Annotated in this window: 11 protein-coding genes; 3 read left to right on the top strand and 8 right to left on the bottom strand. The window is 42.3% G+C overall.

What is annotated here, in order from left to right; all coding sequences use genetic code 11:
* The 6 genes from BP861_RS02825 to BP861_RS02800 all read right to left on the bottom strand — a co-directional run.
* Positions 1–506, bottom strand: a 506-nt coding sequence (locus BP861_RS02825; protein ID WP_292372378.1) for a TCP-1/cpn60 chaperonin family protein, incomplete at its 3' end; no start/stop codon positions are given.
* Between the two features lie 63 nt (positions 507–569).
* Positions 570–2,504: a hydantoinase/oxoprolinase family protein gene (locus tag BP861_RS02820; RefSeq protein WP_292372376.1), complete on the bottom strand. Its 1,935-nt coding sequence runs from the start codon at positions 2,502–2,504 to the stop codon at positions 570–572.
* Positions 2,505–3,176: 672 nt separating this feature from the next.
* A complete protein-coding gene (locus BP861_RS02815; RefSeq protein ID WP_292372374.1) occupies positions 3,177–5,081 on the bottom strand; it encodes a methyltransferase cognate corrinoid protein in 1,905 nt (634 codons plus the stop codon).
* A gap of 798 nt (positions 5,082–5,879) precedes the next feature.
* Complete coding sequence (locus BP861_RS02810) at positions 5,880–6,680, bottom strand: helix-turn-helix transcriptional regulator (RefSeq protein WP_292372372.1); 801 nt, start codon at positions 6,678–6,680, stop codon at positions 5,880–5,882.
* 63 nt (positions 6,681–6,743) lie between these two features.
* Positions 6,744–8,852: a GAF domain-containing protein gene (locus tag BP861_RS02805; protein WP_292372370.1), complete on the bottom strand. Its 2,109-nt coding sequence runs from the start codon at positions 8,850–8,852 to the stop codon at positions 6,744–6,746.
* Between the two features lie 138 nt (positions 8,853–8,990).
* Positions 8,991–9,638, bottom strand: coding sequence for a PAS domain-containing protein (locus BP861_RS02800; protein ID WP_292372369.1), 648 nt, complete (start codon positions 9,636–9,638; stop codon positions 8,991–8,993).
* A gap of 692 nt (positions 9,639–10,330) precedes the next feature.
* Between BP861_RS02800 and mtaA the strand changes: the two genes are divergently transcribed.
* Positions 10,331–11,368 (top strand): methylcobamide:CoM methyltransferase MtaA, encoded by a 1,038-nt coding sequence (mtaA, locus tag BP861_RS02795; protein ID WP_292372367.1) that lies wholly within the window; start codon positions 10,331–10,333, stop codon positions 11,366–11,368.
* A 330-nt stretch (positions 11,369–11,698) separates the two neighbouring features.
* Here the strand turns inward: mtaA and BP861_RS02790 are convergent, their stop codons facing one another.
* Positions 11,699–12,472, bottom strand: a complete 774-nt coding sequence (locus BP861_RS02790) for a helix-turn-helix transcriptional regulator (RefSeq protein WP_292372365.1) — start codon at positions 12,470–12,472, stop codon at positions 11,699–11,701.
* 1,004 nt (positions 12,473–13,476) lie between these two features.
* Between BP861_RS02790 and BP861_RS02785 the strand changes: the two genes are divergently transcribed.
* Together BP861_RS02785 and BP861_RS02780 are read left to right on the top strand one after the other, a co-directional pair.
* Positions 13,477–13,803, top strand: a complete 327-nt coding sequence (locus tag BP861_RS02785; RefSeq protein WP_292372381.1) for a hypothetical protein — start codon at positions 13,477–13,479, stop codon at positions 13,801–13,803.
* A gap of 29 nt (positions 13,804–13,832) precedes the next feature.
* Positions 13,833–14,339 (top strand): Ig-like domain-containing protein, encoded by a 507-nt coding sequence (locus tag BP861_RS02780; protein ID WP_292372364.1) that lies wholly within the window; start codon positions 13,833–13,835, stop codon positions 14,337–14,339.
* A 268-nt stretch (positions 14,340–14,607) separates the two neighbouring features.
* Here BP861_RS02780 and BP861_RS02775 read toward each other — a convergent pair whose 3' ends face one another.
* Entirely contained in the window at positions 14,608–18,357 is a 3,750-nt protein-coding gene (locus BP861_RS02775; protein ID WP_292372362.1) for a hydantoinase B/oxoprolinase family protein, read from the bottom strand.
* Between the last annotated feature and the right edge of the window lie 308 nt (positions 18,358–18,665).

The following is an 18,665-nucleotide window of genomic DNA, read 5'->3' as shown; positions in this document are numbered from 1 at the left end:
ATTGTTGTCCGCACATCTTCTTCTGTTGCCTGCTTAACACTATACTGGATCATTTCATAGGTTTTTTTCAGGGCAAGCTCATATCCTTCTATAATGGTTGTTGGGTGTACACCTTGTCTTATCAGTTCGATTGCGTTTTTTATAAGATTGCTTGCGAAAATAACAGCAGTTTTTGTTCCGTCCCCGCAGGCTTTATCCATCGACTCGGCAAGCTTTTTAAGTGTGGTCACAATCGGGTGGAGCACATCCATTTCCTTTAAAATTACCTTGCCGTCGCTTGTGACAAAAATATCCCCTACAGGGTTTACTATTATTTTGTTCATGCCTTTTGGACCAAAAGACGAGCCCAGCAAATCATCGATTTCAGTCGCTGCTCGTTCAAGCTGGTCGATAAGCCCGTCTTCTTTTACAGGCTCGTCAATCAGGATTTTCTCTCGAACTGTTCGAGCAAGTTTTGCAATGCCATCTTGGCTTTCAGGAGAAGTTGTTTCTAATTCGCTTGCCATCTTTTTTCCCCGATTGGTTGATTTTGAGGTTGTTTTGAGAATCCGAGTTGTAAAAATTCCTCTTCAGACCAGTTTTCCTGTTGTCCCTATGCCAGTTCCAATGAGGCGGGTTTCAAGAGGGGTTTTTCCCATGCTTCCCACGTCATTTTGTTTCAGATTGAACTCTACGTTGTCCATTTCCAGACCGTGCTCATCCATGTATTCCAAGACCAATCTGCGGCTGAGCTTGAGTCCATAATCAAGAGCCTTGTTGTAATCTTCAAAAACTTCTTTTCCGATTAAGGAGAAAACCGAATACTCTTCCCCTCCTGCGGCAGAGGGACGGATAAGGACTTCAGTCCTGTGGATTATCTTTCCTGCAAGGGCTCCCACGGCATTTCCCACTTCATAGAATGCTGGAATCCGGATATCCGCATCTATAGCCTCATTAATCTCTTTCAGGTAAGCTTGTACAGGAGCACCTACGAGCACTACCGGGACTTTTATATGGAATTTCAGAAAAGCCTCATTTTCGACCAGCTTTTCAAGATCCTCTTTTTTTACATCGTTCGCAAAGAAAGACACGAGTTCCAGAGTGAATTTTCTTACCACCTCGGCTTTAATGTGCACCGAAAATTCCTCTGCTCCTTTTTTCAGAGCCTTTCCAAGAATGCTTGCTCCTATAATGGAAGCTCTTTTATCCCATCTCAGGTATTCTCCAAGCACGTGAAGGGCATCGGTAGGAGTAAACCCTATCTGGGTCACATACCTCTTTCTTATCAGGTTTTTCAGGGTTCCTGCAAACATAAGAGGGTGCTTTCCTGTCAGCTCAGAAAGCTCAAATACGGATCGGGGTTCTGTCCCAAGATGCTTGAGAATTACTTTTTCATCGTCTTCGAGTTCTCCTGTCAGGAGGTCAGGGGAGTTTTCTCCGTTCCTTATGAAAAACGAGGTTGGCTGTATAATTTCGTCCATTATGCGTTCATTTGGGGTTTCGATATTCTCCAATTTTTCCAGAAGGCCTGGGAATTCCGATGCTGCCAGGCAGAGAGGAATCACTCTTGTAGGTCCGAGATAGGTTTTTCTTTTGATCCAGACCAAGCTGTCTCCTCCAAGGGCTGAGGTTTCCATCCTGATCGCTTTTACCATGGTTTTCCAGTCCCCTACCTTTGCTCCCGAACTGCTTATCTCGGGGACACCTTCTGAAATCATGGAGATATCAGTGCTTGTCCCCCCTACGTCCACGGTCACACAGGTATCGAGACCAGTAAGGTGGGCAGCTCCTACAAGACTTGCCGCAGGTCCGGAAAAGATTGATTCTACAGGTTTTTGCAGGGCTTCTTCTATGCGGACCAGCGACCCATCGCATTTCATCATCATCAGGGTGCCCTTAATCTCTTTTTCATGCATTACGGTCTGGACGGAGTCAATGAACTGTTTGGTGACAGGAATAAGTTCTGCATTTAGGAGTGCGGTTACGGCTCTTTCATAAGCGCCGAGGCTCATAGAAAGCTCATGCCCGCAGACTACGGGGAGACCAGTCATTTCCTGAACTACTTCTTTTACCTTAAGTTCATGTTCAGGATTCCGGACACCGAAATACCCGGAAACTGCAAAAGCCGCTACTTTATTTTTTACCTGTTTTACGAAATCTCTTACGGTTTCCAGGTCTTCAAGAGGAGCGATTTCGTTTCCATTGGAATCGTGCCCTCCCTGGATTGAAATCACGTAACGGCTGGCAAGCTTTTTGGGAATAGTATGCCCTATCAGGATCAAACCAGCAGGATATCCTTTGCCCTCAAGCGTAGTATTGGTAGCGAGTGTAGTCGAAACCGAAACAAATTTTATGCATTTAAGGTATCTGGGATCCAGTCCTTCAATTGAATTTTTTATCCCCTTTATGAGGTCAGGATAAGTTGTAAGTGCTTTATTTGAATCGATAATGGTCCCATTCGACATATCCATGATGGCAGCATCGGTATACGTTCCTCCCGTATCAATACCCAGTCCCAGATACATTGTATTCCTCCTGTCAAGTTCTATGGCTGATTATCTCCTGTTTTCCGGATTTGACGCTTATACTCGCATCCTTGGATAATCCTGTCTCTCAATCACAGAATATCCTGGTCCCGAAAGGCACAAACCTTTTTTAAAAAATACTTGCAATCTGCATCGGTTTCACAATAAAAAGAGTGGACTTTCTTCACCCTTCAACTTCCTTTTCTCTTTTGCCTTTCTCAAAGGTTTTTCATTTTTTGAATATTTTCCTTTTGATTTAAGGGTTTTCCTATTTTCTTTGGGTTATTTTCGCTTTGAGATATTTTAATGAGTCTATCGGTTTTTCCAGCTCTATTTTATTTATTTCCTTTATATAAATATTGTTTTTAGGTAGTATATGTTGAAGATTATGTTTTTAGGTAACTTCGTTTTTTTAATGGAGGTTTATTTTTCTTAAATAGAGGTTTATTTTTATTAAATGAAGGTTTATTATTGTAAATCCTTTAGAGGTAGAATAGAGTATTCTTTGAAAATTAAGGGAATCAGGAGAGAATACACTCCTCTTGGAGGTTCAAACTTATTTTCTATTAATCTCTTTTTTCAATTTTTGTTTTTGAGATTTTTACAGTTTTTTTTGAGATTCAGGGACTGCCCTCAATCTTTTATTTTAAATTGAAATGGGGAGAGGTGGGCTCACCCTATATTCTTTTTCTGAAGTTCCGGGCCAATTTCCTTTACCATGTTCACCATTGCCTGCACTGTGGTCAGCGGGCCACCTGGCGGGACTTCACATCCTGTAGACAACACATACTTGGACTGCAGCCCGTTTTCTTTGAGCAAAGGCAGCACATTTTCAAGCAAGGCTTTTGTATCGTCCTTTACCTTCTGTACACCGGCTGCCGAGCCATCCATGAACTCAACAGGATTTACTTCTCCCATCATACAGCAGATATCTCCGTACTTCGGGATAAGATCGGCATAGTTCTGGGACCCTTTTTCTCTGGACTTCTCATAATAGGCATAGCTGTAGAGGGCTGTTCCGAACTTCCGGATCTGAGTCTCAAAGTGCACAGCGTCAGCGCAGTTGTGGATAATGTAGGGCTGATTGTACTGCTTGAAGATTGGGATGTGCTGGTCATAGACAAACTTCCCATCAAACTTCCAGTAGTCCTCCTCGCTCATGATGACATTATTGGACCAGAGATTATCGATACATAGAGCATCACAGGCCCCTTCGTTGAAGAAGAGTTCGGAAAGCTGGCAGATGTAGTCCGAACACTTCTGGACAGCTTCAAGAACAACATCCGGTTGGGTCTTCATGTCCATAAGCACACGGTCCGCACCCATTAATTGAGTGAGGGTAAGCAATGGCCCTTCGTGGAAACCGATAAAAGGAGTGTTGAGTTCCTTGTTGAGTTTTTCCTTTGCCTGCTTTGAAGCCATAACGAGTTCATAACCACGGGTACCTTCCTTAAGTTCGGGAACTTCAATTTTCTCGTAATCCTTAATGTGCCCTTCGGAAGATGGGGTGTCGTCCTCAGGGTATTTGATTTTGCATCCAAAGTCTGCAGATGTAGCTGAGAGGTCGGCGAGGCCTACGAACATGTCAAGGTCAAGGTACTTACACCCAAGGAAAGCACTCTCAGTGAAGGCTTCGGCCTTTGTGGCATAATCCCTGTAGTTGACTCCGGCAAATTTTCTCAGGACTCCACAGGCAAGCGGGTAGACAGGCAGGCGGTCGACCTTCTTGTCGGACATCGCAGATATGGTCCTGTCGATATGAGTCATTTCCTCCTTGCTCTTTACGCCAATACTTTCGAATTCTTCTTTGATCCTGTTTGCAGTCTCAAGTCCAATATCGGCCTTATCGGAAACTACTTTCTTTGCAAGGATTTCCCTGTACTTAATCTTCCCAAGGTTGATTCTCTCTTCACTCCATCTCGCATCCCTAGGATCAAGCTCTTTTACGGCTTCGGAGGCCCAGGCGCTTGCGTGCATTGCATCGGGGTGTGTGGAGTCAGCCCCAATTCCTGCGGCAAATTCATCCGAGACAGGCGCTCCTCCAACCATAACCTTGAGAGAGTCGCGGATACCTTCTTCCTGAAGGACTTCAACTACCTTTTCCATATTGGTCATAGTTGTGGTCATCAGGGCACTCATGGAGATAAGATCGGCTTTGTGCTCCTTTGCGGCTTCGATAAATTTCTCAATGGGAACATCTGCACCCAGGTCGATCATTTCGAACCCACCGGCACTGAGCATAGTTTTTACGAGGTTCTTCCCTATGTCGTGTACATCTCCTTCAATTGTTCCTATGATGCCTACGGACTGTACATCTTCCCCTTCGGTCTTCATTGCTGGAGTGAGGATGTCCATGCCTGCATACATTGCCCCAGAAGCCAGAAGCAAGTGGGGTACAAAGGCTTCTCCTTTTTCGTACTGGTCGCTTACGATTGCCATACCTCTTGCCAGACCGTTAACGATTGCATTGTAAGGATCAAGTCCCTCATCCAGTACCTGCTGTGCCAGTTCTTCTGCAAGGTCGTCATCTCCATCGACGACAGCTTCCGCTAATTGGTTTAAGATATCTGCTGCCATAAAAAACTTCCAACATATTTTTATTGTTATTCCCTTAATAAAAAATAAACAGCCAGATCAGGAAGTCACTCCTCCAGTAAGTTCCTGTATAACTGTTAACTTATACAGGTTTACATTAACTCCAAAACATATAACATAAACTCACAGATCTAATTAACGCGGTTAACATCTTTTCTGATGCTTAATTCGGTGAATTATGCTGATACTATAAATTTGCCAGATCTTTCAGGATCTTTGGATTTTGTTAACCCCTCAGATCTTATAATACTGCGCAGTTCTATGGATTTACCTGATTTTATGCAGGACCTTTACTTGATCAATGGCTCTTATCTGATCAAAGGCTTTGATCATCTCAGGTGAATCTTCAAGGTAAAACTTCAAAATAAGAGGAGATTATAATATTCTGTCAATTTAAGAGAGATATTAAGGTAATTCTGTCAACTGAAAAGGAGATTTAAGGTAATTCTGTCAACTGAAAAGGAAATTTAAGGTTATTCTGCCAGCTTTGTTTCTTGAATAAGGTAAAGAACTGAAATATATAGCACTGAAGAAAATAAAAAAGTGAATTTTGGGTAACTTTAAAGTCAAAGTTCTCAAGTAGCTTTCTAACACTTGCTTACTGCAACAGGTAAAACTGTAAACTGATTTGAGTAAAACTGTAAATTGATTAAGAATTAAATTGGAAATTGGTTAAAGATTAAGTAATAAGGCTGGAGTACTCGCATGCTTTGCAGATAATTATCACACGTTTTTTAAGTGTGTCGTAAAAATCTTTGAGAATTTATCTGCATTTGGTTTTCAGGCAATTTCACACTCAATCTCCTTTATTTCCTTTGAGTTTTTCATATAATGCAAAAAGAGGTCTTCTCCCCATTTCAGTGCGGTTTTTTCCAGACTCATCATTGCGTGGTTGTGATATATCCCATTCCTGTAGAAAAGGGAAAAAGCCATAAAATGATCTGTAACTACGCTTGAAGCTAACCTTATAGGGCAGTCGCAGACAAAGATTTTCGCGTTATCTCTTGTCAGGTATTCCTGGAGGGATGTGTTATATTCCTTTTTCAGCCTTTCAAATATTGGTTTTGTAACTATAAGGGATACCTGGGTTCCTTTTTTAATAAGTTCGACATAGGTTGAAGGATAACCAGGGTTGAAATAGGAAGAGACTTCCATGACGTGAACTGAAGAGACCAGTTTTTCTTCTATTTTTTGGGGAATTTCGTACATCCGATCGAGGTCGGGCTCTATGAATTCACAGCTTCCCAGATCGTCAATTCGATCAAGGAGATCGACAGGAATTGCACTTATGTTATGGTTTTCCCAGTAATCCATATGTTCCGAAAACACTTCAAGAGTATTTAGCAGCGGCTTCATTTTTTTAACGACCACCTTCCCAATGTCCGAAAGTTTGTAAAGGTCGTCCTCATGAATGATAAGCCCCTGGCTAATGAGTATCTTAATCTGGGTCATGATCGCACTTGAGGTTACATTGAGGATATTTTTTATTTCATCAATATTTCTGGGTTCCTCCATCAATAGCAGAAGAAGATCTTTCCGTTTGTCCGAAAGAAAAAGAGTGCCCAATAGTTCCAGTTTCATTGTAAATCTCCAGCCACATCATTTGATGTTTTAATTCAGACTCTATTCATTGTGATTTCGGTTTCAGGATCTTTTTGGAAGCCTTACATGCATTCTGGTGCCTGAACCTTCTTCACTTTCTGCCCAGATTTCACCATTATGAGCGTTTACAATATTCTTACAAATATAGAACCCCGATTCAAGACCCTGGTACCTGCGAGTGAGGGAGTCGTCCACCTGGTAGATCCTGTGGAAGATATGAGGAATAAGCCTTTTCTGGATACCCGTTCCGCTGTCTTTTACTGTAATATGGATATTTTCATCTTCTTCGACAACTTTTACTTCCAGGCTCCCGCCGGGGGGTGCGAATTTGATAGAGTTACTGATAAGGGTTGTAAAGAGTTCTGTCAGCTTGTTCTTGTCTCCCCTGATTGGAGGCAGGCTATGGGGCAGTTCACTTTTAAAATTCAAAGCTTTCTCATCGATCAGGAGGACCAAATTGAGATAGGCATCTAAAATGATTTTCTTGAGCTCGACCTCGCCGAAAGAATATTCAATCTTTCCTGCCTGTTCCAGACTCATGTAAAGCAGCGAATCTACCATATGCCTCAATCGGTCTGAACTTGTAATAACCGAATCTATAGCTTTCTGCTGCTGGTCCTCAATTGCTTCCCAAGTTTCATAATCTATTATCTTACTGAAATCAAGTTTGAGATTGGGCAGGTTTTCAGTTACAAATTCCGCTTTTATCCTGTTAAGGGACCTTAACTCATCATTGGCTTTTGAGAGATCTTCAGAGTAAATTTTCAGGGCGTCTTCAAGCTGTTTTCTCTGGATAAGCTGCCACATTCCCTGCATCAGCAGAGTAAGCTGGCGGAGATCGGATTCATCGTATGGATCGTCCTTATTTCCTACACCTGCAACGGCAACAATCCTGTCCCCGTCAAATATGGGCACATTCATATGTCTTGTCAGTCTAACGTGATTCTCAGGATATCCTTTCTTCAGCGTGCTCGGAACTGTATAATCGTTTGTAATAATGGGTTTGCGCTGCCTGACTGCCTCTCCCCAAAGCCCTGTTGTTTTTATGGGATAGATGAAGCGTTTGTCTTCAATAGCGCATTCTTCCATAGCACTCTTTGACCAGGAATGCATAATCAGGGAGGTTTCGTAGGCATCCATGAATGCAAGGTATCCGAGTTTGCTTCCCGTAAGCCTGACTGCCTCTTCCCGTGCAAAGTCGGTGATCTCTTTTAAAGAGGCTCCTGTCATCTGGTTAAGTTTTACCAGTGCTTCGAGCCGGGCCTCGTTAAGTTTCTGTGCAGCTTCGGCTTTCTTGCGCTCTGTGATGTCCCTGGCAACCGAGAGAATTGTTTTCTTACCGTCGTAATCAATAATCCTGGCACTTACTTCCAGAGGGACAACAGTACCATCCTTGCAGACAGCTCCGGAGTTATAAACTCGAGAACCTTCGCTCTGAATTTTTTTGAGATTATCTCGAACGGAGTCCCAGTATTCGGCAGGAATAATCTCTTCAGCTTCCATTTTCAGGATGTCTTCCTTGTCGTATCCAAGCCGGTCTACCACTGCCTGGTTTACGTCCATGTAGTTTGTCCCTTCAGGTTCGCGGATATACAGCTGGTCGTTGATGTTATTGAAGACAGTCCTGAACTTGTTCTCGGATTCTTTAAGGGTCTCTTCTGCCAGCTTGTGCTCCACTGTAATGGCTGCCATCTGAGCGCTTGTTTTCATGAACTCAAGGTCTTCTTTTTCAGGTCTATGCACTTCACCATAATACATGGAAAAAACGCCCAGAACCTCTCCGGAGGATGAAACTATGGGCTCTGACCAGCAGGCTTTCAACCCGACTTCCGAAGCCAGTTCTCTGTATTCGGTCCAGTAGGGGTGCTCCATCACGTTTTCTACTGTAACTCTCTTTTTCATGTACACTGCTGTTCCAAAGGAGGCAGCCCCAAAACCGATCTCGATTCCATTAGTCCTGTTTACGTAATAAGTAGGAAGGTTGGGAGCAACGCAGTAAAAAAGATGCCTTTTTTCCCGGTCAAGCAGCATAATCGAGCATATTGAGCCAGACCTGATACTTTCCACAGTTTGAATCAGAACCAGGAGAATTTCGTTTAAGGGAGCTCCAGACGCCAGTTTCTCTAGTACCTGGTTTTGCCCTCGGATCATTTCCTCGGCCAGCTTACGTTCGGTAATATCGAGGATAATGCCCTGGTAATTGACAATTTCTCCTTTTTCGTTCCTTTTTATGAGGGTTCTGTCGTCTATATATCTTACTTTTCCAGACTTTGTCAGAACCCGGTGCTCCTAGGTGCAGTCCTTATATCCTTCTATTGAGAATCTTGCCACTTCCGAGCGGATTCTTTCACGGTCGTCCGGATGTATCAGATCTTCAAAACGGATCTTCCCTGAAGTGAAATCTTCAGTGGTATATCCCAGCTTTGTGATATTTTCAGAAACGAATTCGACAGGCCAGTGTTCCTCCGGCTTACACAAAAATACGAATACCGGGCTGCTTTTTATAATATCTTCCAGTTCATTCTTTTTTTCCAGAGTCCTTTGCATCGACTCTTCGACTTTTTTGCGCTGGGTAGCATCGCAAAGGATGCCCTGGTAATGGCTCACAAATCCGTCTTCATCTCTTCGAATACTGAGTTTTACTTCAACCCAGCGTGTTTCCCCTGAAGCTGTCAGTATCCTGTATTCCTGCGTTAGTTCTGTGCATCCGTCTTTAAGGCATCTGGCTATTTCCGAATTTACCTTTTCAAGGTCTTCAGGGTGAATAATGTCAAGGTACTGGATTCTTCCGGATATTAAATCTTCAACCTGGTAGCCGAACTGACGGACATTTTCAGTGATAAGTTCTAGAGGCCAGCTCCCAGTTGATTTACATAAAAAAATAACTGCAGGGCTGCTATTTATAATTTCATCCACGTTTATATCCAATTGTCTCATCGGTTCATTTCCTACACTTGAATTCTAAAGATTATCGGATTGGTGAATTAATGGCACTGAGATACTGTAAGGCTTTCAGAGTGAATACATTCCATATTTTTTAATATAGTTTTAATTTCGGCAAGCTGAAATTCTGTAATTGCTTTTATAATTAGCCGGAAAAAATAACAACTTGATGGCCCGGAAAACTTCTGAGACTTAAAAATTTGATTATTCTGGAAAGATAAACCCTTTACAAATAAATAGAAGTACGGTTTATTTATCTTTTTCTATTTATTATTATATCAATAATTATTAATTTAAATTAATTTGTTTTTATAAGGTTAATATCATAACAAAATTATAGATTATTTTATCCCACTTCCGCAGGTGTACACAAGAATGCCATTAATTTTCTTTTGAAGAGTCGTGTTACCAACTTCTGTAAACATGACGCTAAGAAACCTCACTTTACAAAGAAGCAACGGTACAGAGGTTTAAACGAAATCAAAAAGATGTGAGGGTTCACTTCATCCCTATCTGAAGGACGGGTATTCGTGACCCTCTGCGCTCTCGAGGTAATAAAAATAGTCTCGTCACTTAAATCATTAATTTAAATATCATTATTTCATCTTTATACTATTCCTACTTTATACCAGAATTCAGATATGTCGTTAATTCCGATATTCATTTTTAGTCTTGGAGGTCTCCAGATGGAGCAAAGCTCGAAAAAAAGGTTAATAAATGTCCTTCAGGGAAAAGCTGTCGATAAAATTCCCTGTCTCTCTGTAACTCAGACCGGCACTGTTGAGCTGATGGATAGAACAGGGGCGGCCTGGCCAGCTGCACATTCCGATCCTGAAAAGATGGCAGATTTAGCTCTTGCAGGGCACGAAATTGCAGGGCTTGAGGCTATACGCTATCCTTACTGCCTGACCGTGCTTGCTGAAATTATGGGCTGTAATGTAAGAATGGGCACAAAAGATATCCAGCCTTCGGTTTTAACCCATCCCTTCTCAAACGGGCCTGAAAAACTTAAAATTCCGGAAAAACTGCTCGAAAAGGGAAGAATTCCTGTTATCCTGAAAGCAACCGAAATCTTGAAAGCCCGCACAGAAAACGGAACTGATTATGAAGTCCCCCTTATTGCGGGAATGGAAGGACCCCTGACGGTTTTCACACATCTTGCCGAAATAAAAAACTGCCTGATCTGGACTATAAAAAAACCCGACTATTTCGATGTCTTTATGGAAACCTGCACTGAGATCTGTATAGAATACGCAAACGCACTTTTCGAGCACGGCGCAGATGTCGTTTGTATGCCAGATGGTGGAATAGTCGGCTCAAGAATGATGCCTCCTTCAGTCCTGGAATATTCTGTCAAACCCTTCTACAAAAGGTTCTGCAAGAAAGTGAAAGGCCCAAAAATTCTCCATATCTGCGGCGATATTGGGGATTCCTTGAAAACCCTCTCAGAATGTGGTTTCGATGCTATCAGTATTGAAGAAAAGGTTAGCATAAAAGCTGCAAAAGCGTCAATCGGAGACAAGGCAAGAGTTATTGGAAACATTTCCCCCTCACAAACCCTGCTCTTTGGAACTCCTGCTTCTGTGAAAGCCGAAGCAAAGCAATGTCTTTCAGAAGGCGTGGATATCCTCGCCCCAGGCTGTGGAATTGCTCCGAGAACCCCACTTGCAAATATCAGAGCGTTAGTGGAGGCAAGAGATGAATGGTATAATGAGAAGAATTGAACAAAAGCATGAGAAAGCGCAAAATTTAGAAAAATAAGACCGAGCAACCCGGTACAAAGAGACCGCGATATCTGAGGGAGAATATAATACAGTTCTTGATAAATATCCTGGACTAAGCTAACCTGATGAGGAAAAAATATGCTTGTATCCGTCAAATTCTAACCGAATAAGAGAAAATCGAGACTGAGGAAGTGTGAGAAAAAATGACCGCTCAGGACTAGAAAAATAGTAAGCGTGGTAATTAGGAGCATGTACCGACGGCTTTGAATATTAGAGTTAAAGACTAAGATGAAGAAATAAGTGAGTAAAACGAATTTTACTCACATATTTTTAATTGATCTTCGTTGAGCGGTCTATGTAATACTGAGCCAGCTCGTTGCCCCACTCTATGGCACTCGGAGCAAAACTCGTGATCTTCCTATGATCGAACTCCCCGTCTTTTCCGAAGAGTTTCAGAAGCACGAAATTATCTGTAACCATGAAGGAAGAAGGCCTTATTTTACCTGAGTAAATATAAAGTGAAACTTTGTTTTTAAGCAGCACAGAATACTCTTCTTTAAAATCATTTTTCAGTCTATTATAGACTTTCTCATCGAGGATTAGGTGCACTTCTGCTCCATTTTCCGCGCAACTAGCCTGAATCGAAGGGCAGTCAGGACAGAAATATGAATAAAAAGATTTAATATTTTTTGAGCTCCTTAGCTTGTCACGCAAGTAATCAGGGAACTCAAAAAGGTGATCAAGATCAGGTTCATCCAAGTTACACTTTCCCAGCATATCGATTTTTTTGATTAATTGCTTGGGAATAGGAGACCTGTCATGCTTTGACCAGTAGTCCTTGTTTCCCTCAAAAACGTCAAGAACGGATTTAAGAGGAAGCATTTTTTCAACAATTACTTCTCCTATATCCGAAAGTTGGTATACATTTCCCTTCTGCACTATCAGATCCATATCTTTTAGTTTTTTAATCTGCGGCATTAGAGCACAGGATTTTACGTTAAGAATTTCTTTAATCTCTTCAATATCCGTCGGTCCGTTAGCTAATTGAACGAGAAGGTTTTTTCTTTTCTCAGAGAAGAAAATCAGGTCTACAAGGGAACTCATATTTATCAGCTTCCAATTATTCGCATGTTGTCTAAACCGGACAAATTCGCCAGAACTTGTCCTAAACCCACCAGGATCCTGGAGCAGCATATTTTCAGCCTTGAGCCAGGAAATAACGCAATTAAGAGCGTTACATATCAATTGATAGCTATCACGTCAGTATTAGAAGCAATTAAGATTTTACTCTACTTATCGAACCCTGATCAGAAATATCTGTGGGTGAACCGATAAAACGCTCTTTTCTTAAAAATCTTGAATAGTTTTCAACCTGAACTATATAATATTGTAGAAATTGAATATAATTTTTGATGACACATAATATAATATAAATCGCTGATATCCTATTTAAAATGAGACAATAAATAATAAACCAAAAATTATAAAGCCCACGCGCTCGATATTATTATTATTTTCAATTATACAAAATGCTTTATTGATAATCATCCTACATTTTTATTACTCAGAAAGTTTTCTGGAGAAATTCAAATTCTTTTTTTATTTCTTCAAGAATTTAAATCTTTTTCTCATTTCTTCAAAGACGTTCCATTCTACACAAATATTTCCACATCTCTCATTTCATATATTGGTTCCATCTGTACTTATAATCTGTACTTATAATCTGTACTTATTAATCTGTACTTATAATCTGCACTTATTAATCCGCACTTATTATATGGATCATATCTGTAACTAAATTCAGTGAAAGCTTGTCTTTTTACTGTTTCTAAAGATTTTTTTTCTTTACAGACTCTTAAAACAGTTTTTAATAAGGGCTACTGCACCATTTCCGATTGTTTTATGTTTTTTTCGTCGGGCATATGAAAGCATCACTAGTAAGGATTCAATAGAAAATTATTGAATATCTTCTATAGTTGTCGTTATATAATATGCGAGCTATAGGATATGTACAGGAGTATTAAATTCATTACTCCTCTTTCCGGACGAAATTACGATAAGGGGCTCTCCGGTAAGAGACAAATCATGGGGGTGCAAGATTGGAAAATATGAGAAAATACGGTAAGCTGTTGCTTAGTGCATATATAATGAAGAGAATGAAGTCAGGCAGATCTCCAAGGAGCAGGGAAACGATGCGTAAATATGCTAAGCTTGCCCTTGGCGCGTATCTCCTTAATAGACTCAGGTCAGAGAGGCTTGAAAAGGAAATAGAACCTGAAGAAATGATGCTTGGTGAAGAAGAAGCTGAAAAGGGTAAGGAGCCTTCAATGAAAATCGAAAAAATAATTCTGGGTGGTATTGTAGGCGCCACACTCCTATACGCTATTAAAAAGCTTGCTGAAAAAAAGAGAGGGCATCAAATCGAAGTGGAATAAGCTTAGAGGAGGGTATAAACCTGTACAAAATGAGCAAATGGTGTAAACTCCTGTTGGGGGTATTTGCAGGAGCTGCCATTCTACATGTCGTTAAAAAACATATGTGCTTTAACAGGTTCCTTCCAGAAACTTTGAAACCGTTTTTCACTCCTTTTGAGCACAAGCAGGTTCCTCCTAAGGTAAAATCCATCTATCCTGATAGGCAAACTTTTGCTTTCAGGCATGACTCACCTATCTGGATTGAATTCGATACACCTATGAACAATGCAACCATTACGAAAGAAACCGTAATAGTTAGAAGTTCTGCATCAAAAGAGCCTGTGGACGGATTACTGGACACAGGATCCAGAATGCTGATGTTCCGTCCTTATAAGGAATATCCTATGGATGAATCAGGTGCTGAGATAACAATCACTTTACTTGGAAGCGAAACCGGATCCGGATTCATAATGGATGAGCGCGGTATTGCTCTGGATGGGAATGAAGACGGCAAGCCTGGCGGAGATTTTGAATATACTTATAAAATTATAAAATGAATTATAAAATGAATTATAAAATAAATTATAAAATAAATTATAAAATAAATTATAAAATAAACTCAAAATAAAAGGACTTATCCCAAAATCAATTTTACTTTCAAATCAATGAGAATTTCGGAACTAATTCATGATCCTAAAATCAATTGATAATTCCAAGATCAAGATTTAAATGTGATTTTGAGTTTTGGGATGAGCTTAACTTAATTTTTTATTTTAATTTGTTTCAGTTTATTTCATCTTCTGTTCTTATTTTAGTTCACAGTTTTCAGCCTCCCTTGCTCTCCTTTTCTCCATATCCCCCACCACCTGGAGTTTCGATCACAAAAAGCTCGCCAGACTTCAGCTCAACTTCAGCCTGGCCTCCAATTTCGAGAACACTGCCGTCCCTGCGGATAAGTGCGTTTCTCCCGCATTTTCCAGGCATTCCGCCTTTGAGTCCGAAAGGCGGAAGTTTCCTATGGCTTGAAAGAATAGCAGCATTCATATCTTGCAGGAACCTGAGTTTTCGGACAACCCCGTTTCCCCCTTTAAATTTGCCGTCTCCGCCGCTTCCTTCCCTGATGGAAAATTCCTCTAATAACACCGGAAACCTTGTCTCAAGAATTTCAGGATCGGTAATCCTGGAATTGGTCATATGAGTGTGTACAGCATCCGTTCCTGAAAATCCCGGACCTGCTCCCGAACCTCCGCAAACGGTCTCATAATACTGCAAATCGGCATTTCCGAAGGTGAAATTATTCATCGTACCCTGGGAAGCCGCAAGCGTGCCAAGAGCTCCGAAAAGGGCATCAACAATGTATTGTGAGGTTTCAACGTTACCTGCAACAACAGCAGCAGGCGGTTCGGGCCTGAGTAGAGAACCCTTGGGAATAATAATCTCAAGCGGCCTCAAGCAGCCCGCGTTCAGGGGAATATCACTTTTTACAAGCGCTCTGAAAGCGTAAAGTACGGCAGCTATGCAAACCGATGCGGGAGCATTGAAATTGTTTGAGAGCTGCGGGGAAGTACCTGTAAAATCGATTCTGGCACCCCGGCTTTTGCGGTCGATTGTGACCTTCACTTTAATAACGTTTCCATCGTCGAGTGAATAGGTGAACTCCCCGTCTGTAAGCCTGTCAATGACTCTTCGGACTGCTTCTTCAGCGTTATCCTGCACGTGTTCCATGTAAGCTTCAACTGTTTCAAGGGAAAACTCTTCGATCATTCTGCGCAGTTCGAAAAGCCCCTTCTCATTTGCTGCGATCTGGGCGCGGATATCTGCAAGATTCTGTTCAGGGTTTCTTGCAGGATATTTTCCCGAGCCCAACCAGGCTTTTAGCTTTTCTTCACAGAAGCGGCCTTGATTTACGATTTTCGTGCCCTCGCTCAGCACCCCTTCTTCCTCAATGCTCCTGCTGCCTGGAGGCATGGAGCCAGGACTGATTCCTCCTACATCGGCATGATGACCTCTGGAAGCCAGATAGAACAGGATTTCCCCTGAACTTCCGAACATCGGGGTAACAACTGTGATATCAGGAAGATGAGTTCCTCCATGATATGGGGAATTGATCAAATATACATCTCCTGTATGTATCTCCTTTAATTTCGTTTGGATAAGGGCTTTTACGCATTCACCCATTGAGCCCAGGTGCACAGGGATATGAGGGGCATTTGCTACCAGATTTCCTTCTCTGTCAAAAAGGGCACAGGAGAAATCCAGTCTCTCCTTTATGTTTACCGAGTGCGCTGTGTTCTGAAGGGTAAAACCCATCTGCTCGGCAACAGACATGAATCTGTTATTGAAAATCTCAAGCATTACAGGATCAACATCGGTTCCTATAGCTCTAAGGGTTGAGAGTGTAATTTCCCGTTTAAGGAAAAGATGATCGCGTTCAGTAATCACGCCTTTCCAGTCGGGTTCGATGACAATAGTCGTGTTTTTCTCTATAAGCACCGCAGGTCCGCTTATACAAGTTCCGGGCTTAAGTTCCTCTCTCTGGAAAACCGGGGTCTCATGAAACTCTCCATTGCTGTACATCTGCACCGTAGCAACAGGAGATAAGATCGGATTCTCTTCTATCTCCAGCAGAGGGTCCAGAACCCTTTCATTAATTCCTGTGGTTTCCACGGAAATGGCTTCAACAATCAGGGCTTTGCCTTCCATTATAAACCCGAAGCGCTTCCTGTGGTCTTTCTCAAAGTCTTTCCTGAGACCATCCTTGTCCGCAAAGTCGATAACAAGCTGCGTATCCGAGCCTGCATAACGCATATGCACCTTATAGAGTGCAGTAATTCGGGATTCCTTCATGCCCTGTTCGCGCATTAGCAGGCGGCCTTTGTGTTCAAGCCCAGAAAATACGGATTTCAAACTCTCTATTAATGCATCAGAGAGCTCGCTGCCAATATAACGTTCTTTTATAAGTCTCTGGTCTGCGAGTCCCATGCCGTATGCTGAGAGCACGCCCGCATACGGATGAATGAAAATGCTTTTGATTCCAAGGCTGTCTGCGACCCTGCATGCATGCTGAGGAGCAGCGCCTCCGAAGCAGCAGAGGGTATATTCCTTTATGTTGTATCCCCTCTGGATTGAGATTTTCTTGATGGCATTGGCCATATTCTCAACCGCAACCGAAAGGAAGCCTTCGGATACCTGCTCAGGCGTCCGGATATTTCCTTCGTTTTTGCCTTTGCCTGAAACCCTTTCTGCAAACTCTTCAAATTTCCTGCGAACAAGTTCGGAATCAAGGGGCTGATTTGCCTCGGGCCCAAAGATTCTTGGGAAAAATTCAGGCTGCAATTTTCCAAGCATGACATTGCAGTCAGTAACCGTAAGCGGCCCACCTTTTCGGTAACACGCCGGCCCAGGGTCCGAGCCTGCCGAATCCGGACCTACCCTGAACCTGCCTCCCTCATAGTGAAGTATGGAACCTCCACCTGCTGCAACCGTATGGATACGCATCATAGGCGAACGCAGGCGCACTCCTGCAATTTCGGTTTCAAGGCTTCGTTCGTATTCCCCGCTATACTGGGCTACATCCGTAGATGTGCCACCCATATCGAAAGTGATGATTTTTCTTGCCCCTGCCATTTCAGAAGTTGCAACCGCCCCAACGATTCCCCCAGCCGGCCCGGACAGGATACAGTCTTTGCCTTGAAAAGTTTCAGCATCCGTAAGCCCTCCACTTGACTGCATGAACATAAGCCTGGGACTTCTCTTAACTTCATTCTCTTTTCCGTCCCCGCTATCTTTTTCTGTTCCATCTCCGTTTTCCCCTTCTGTCCCATCTCCGCTATCTTTTTCTGCCCTATCCCCGCTTTCTTTTCCCTCCATTCCTTCTTCCAGAGATTCCTGTACCATATTAATATACCTGCGGAGCACAGGAGAGAGATATGCATCCACTACGGTTGTTTCCCCTCTGCTTACGAGTTTAATTAAAGGGCTTGCCTGATGGGAGAGAGACACCTGCGTAAAACCGATTTCTATTGCAAGCCTGCCGAGTTTGAGTTCATGCTCAGGATACCTGTATGCATGCATAAGTACGATTGCAGCCGAGTGAATCCCTGCTTCGAAAGCTGCTTTAAGCGTCTTTCTTGCGTTTTCGAGGTCAAGAGGAACAAGCTCTTTTCCATCAGCGTCGACCCTTCCGGATACCTCGATAACCCTTTCATAGAGCTGTTCCGGAAGTTCGATCTTCTGAGCAAAAATATCCGGTCGGTTCTGATACCCGATTCTCAAAACGTCCCCAAACCCCTTGTTTATAACAAGCACAGTTCGTTCCCCTTTTCGCTCAAGAAGAGCATTTGTGCCGACTGTTGTTCCCATTTTCACGGATTCTATAATTTCAGCAGGCAGTGGTGCATTTCCGGGCAGCCCGAGAATCTGCCGGATCCCGTGCATGGCTGCATCTCTATAGTGACATGGATCGTCGGAAAGAAGCTTGTACGTGATCAGTTTTCCATCAGGGCGACGGGCTACGATATCAGTAAACGTGCCTCCGCGGTCTATCCAGAATTGCCATCCGGCTTTGGGGGACATGAAGGGAATAATTGTAGAGGTGGTATTAATTGTTAATCAGGAGTTTGAGGTTTCAACCTGATTTCACTAAATTTGGAATTTATTTTTTCAAAACGACTGCGAGGGATTTGTGTACAGATAGGGAAATTCGAATAAAATGAAAAAGCTTTTAGAGTTAAAGTGTAAAAGGAAAGTAAAGAAATTGAAACTTTCTCATAGCTGATATGTGAATGAGGTAAATCAATGACAAATGAATGGGTGATGCAGCTTATTAGAGAAGCTTATGAAAGAAACCTTACAGAACTTGATTTATCTGGTAACCAGCTGAC

This window comes from Methanosarcina sp. UBA411, from assembly GCF_002495725.1.
Classification (GTDB): domain Archaea; phylum Halobacteriota; class Methanosarcinia; order Methanosarcinales; family Methanosarcinaceae; genus Methanosarcina.
This window is presented reverse-complemented; position numbering and strand designations above follow the sequence as displayed.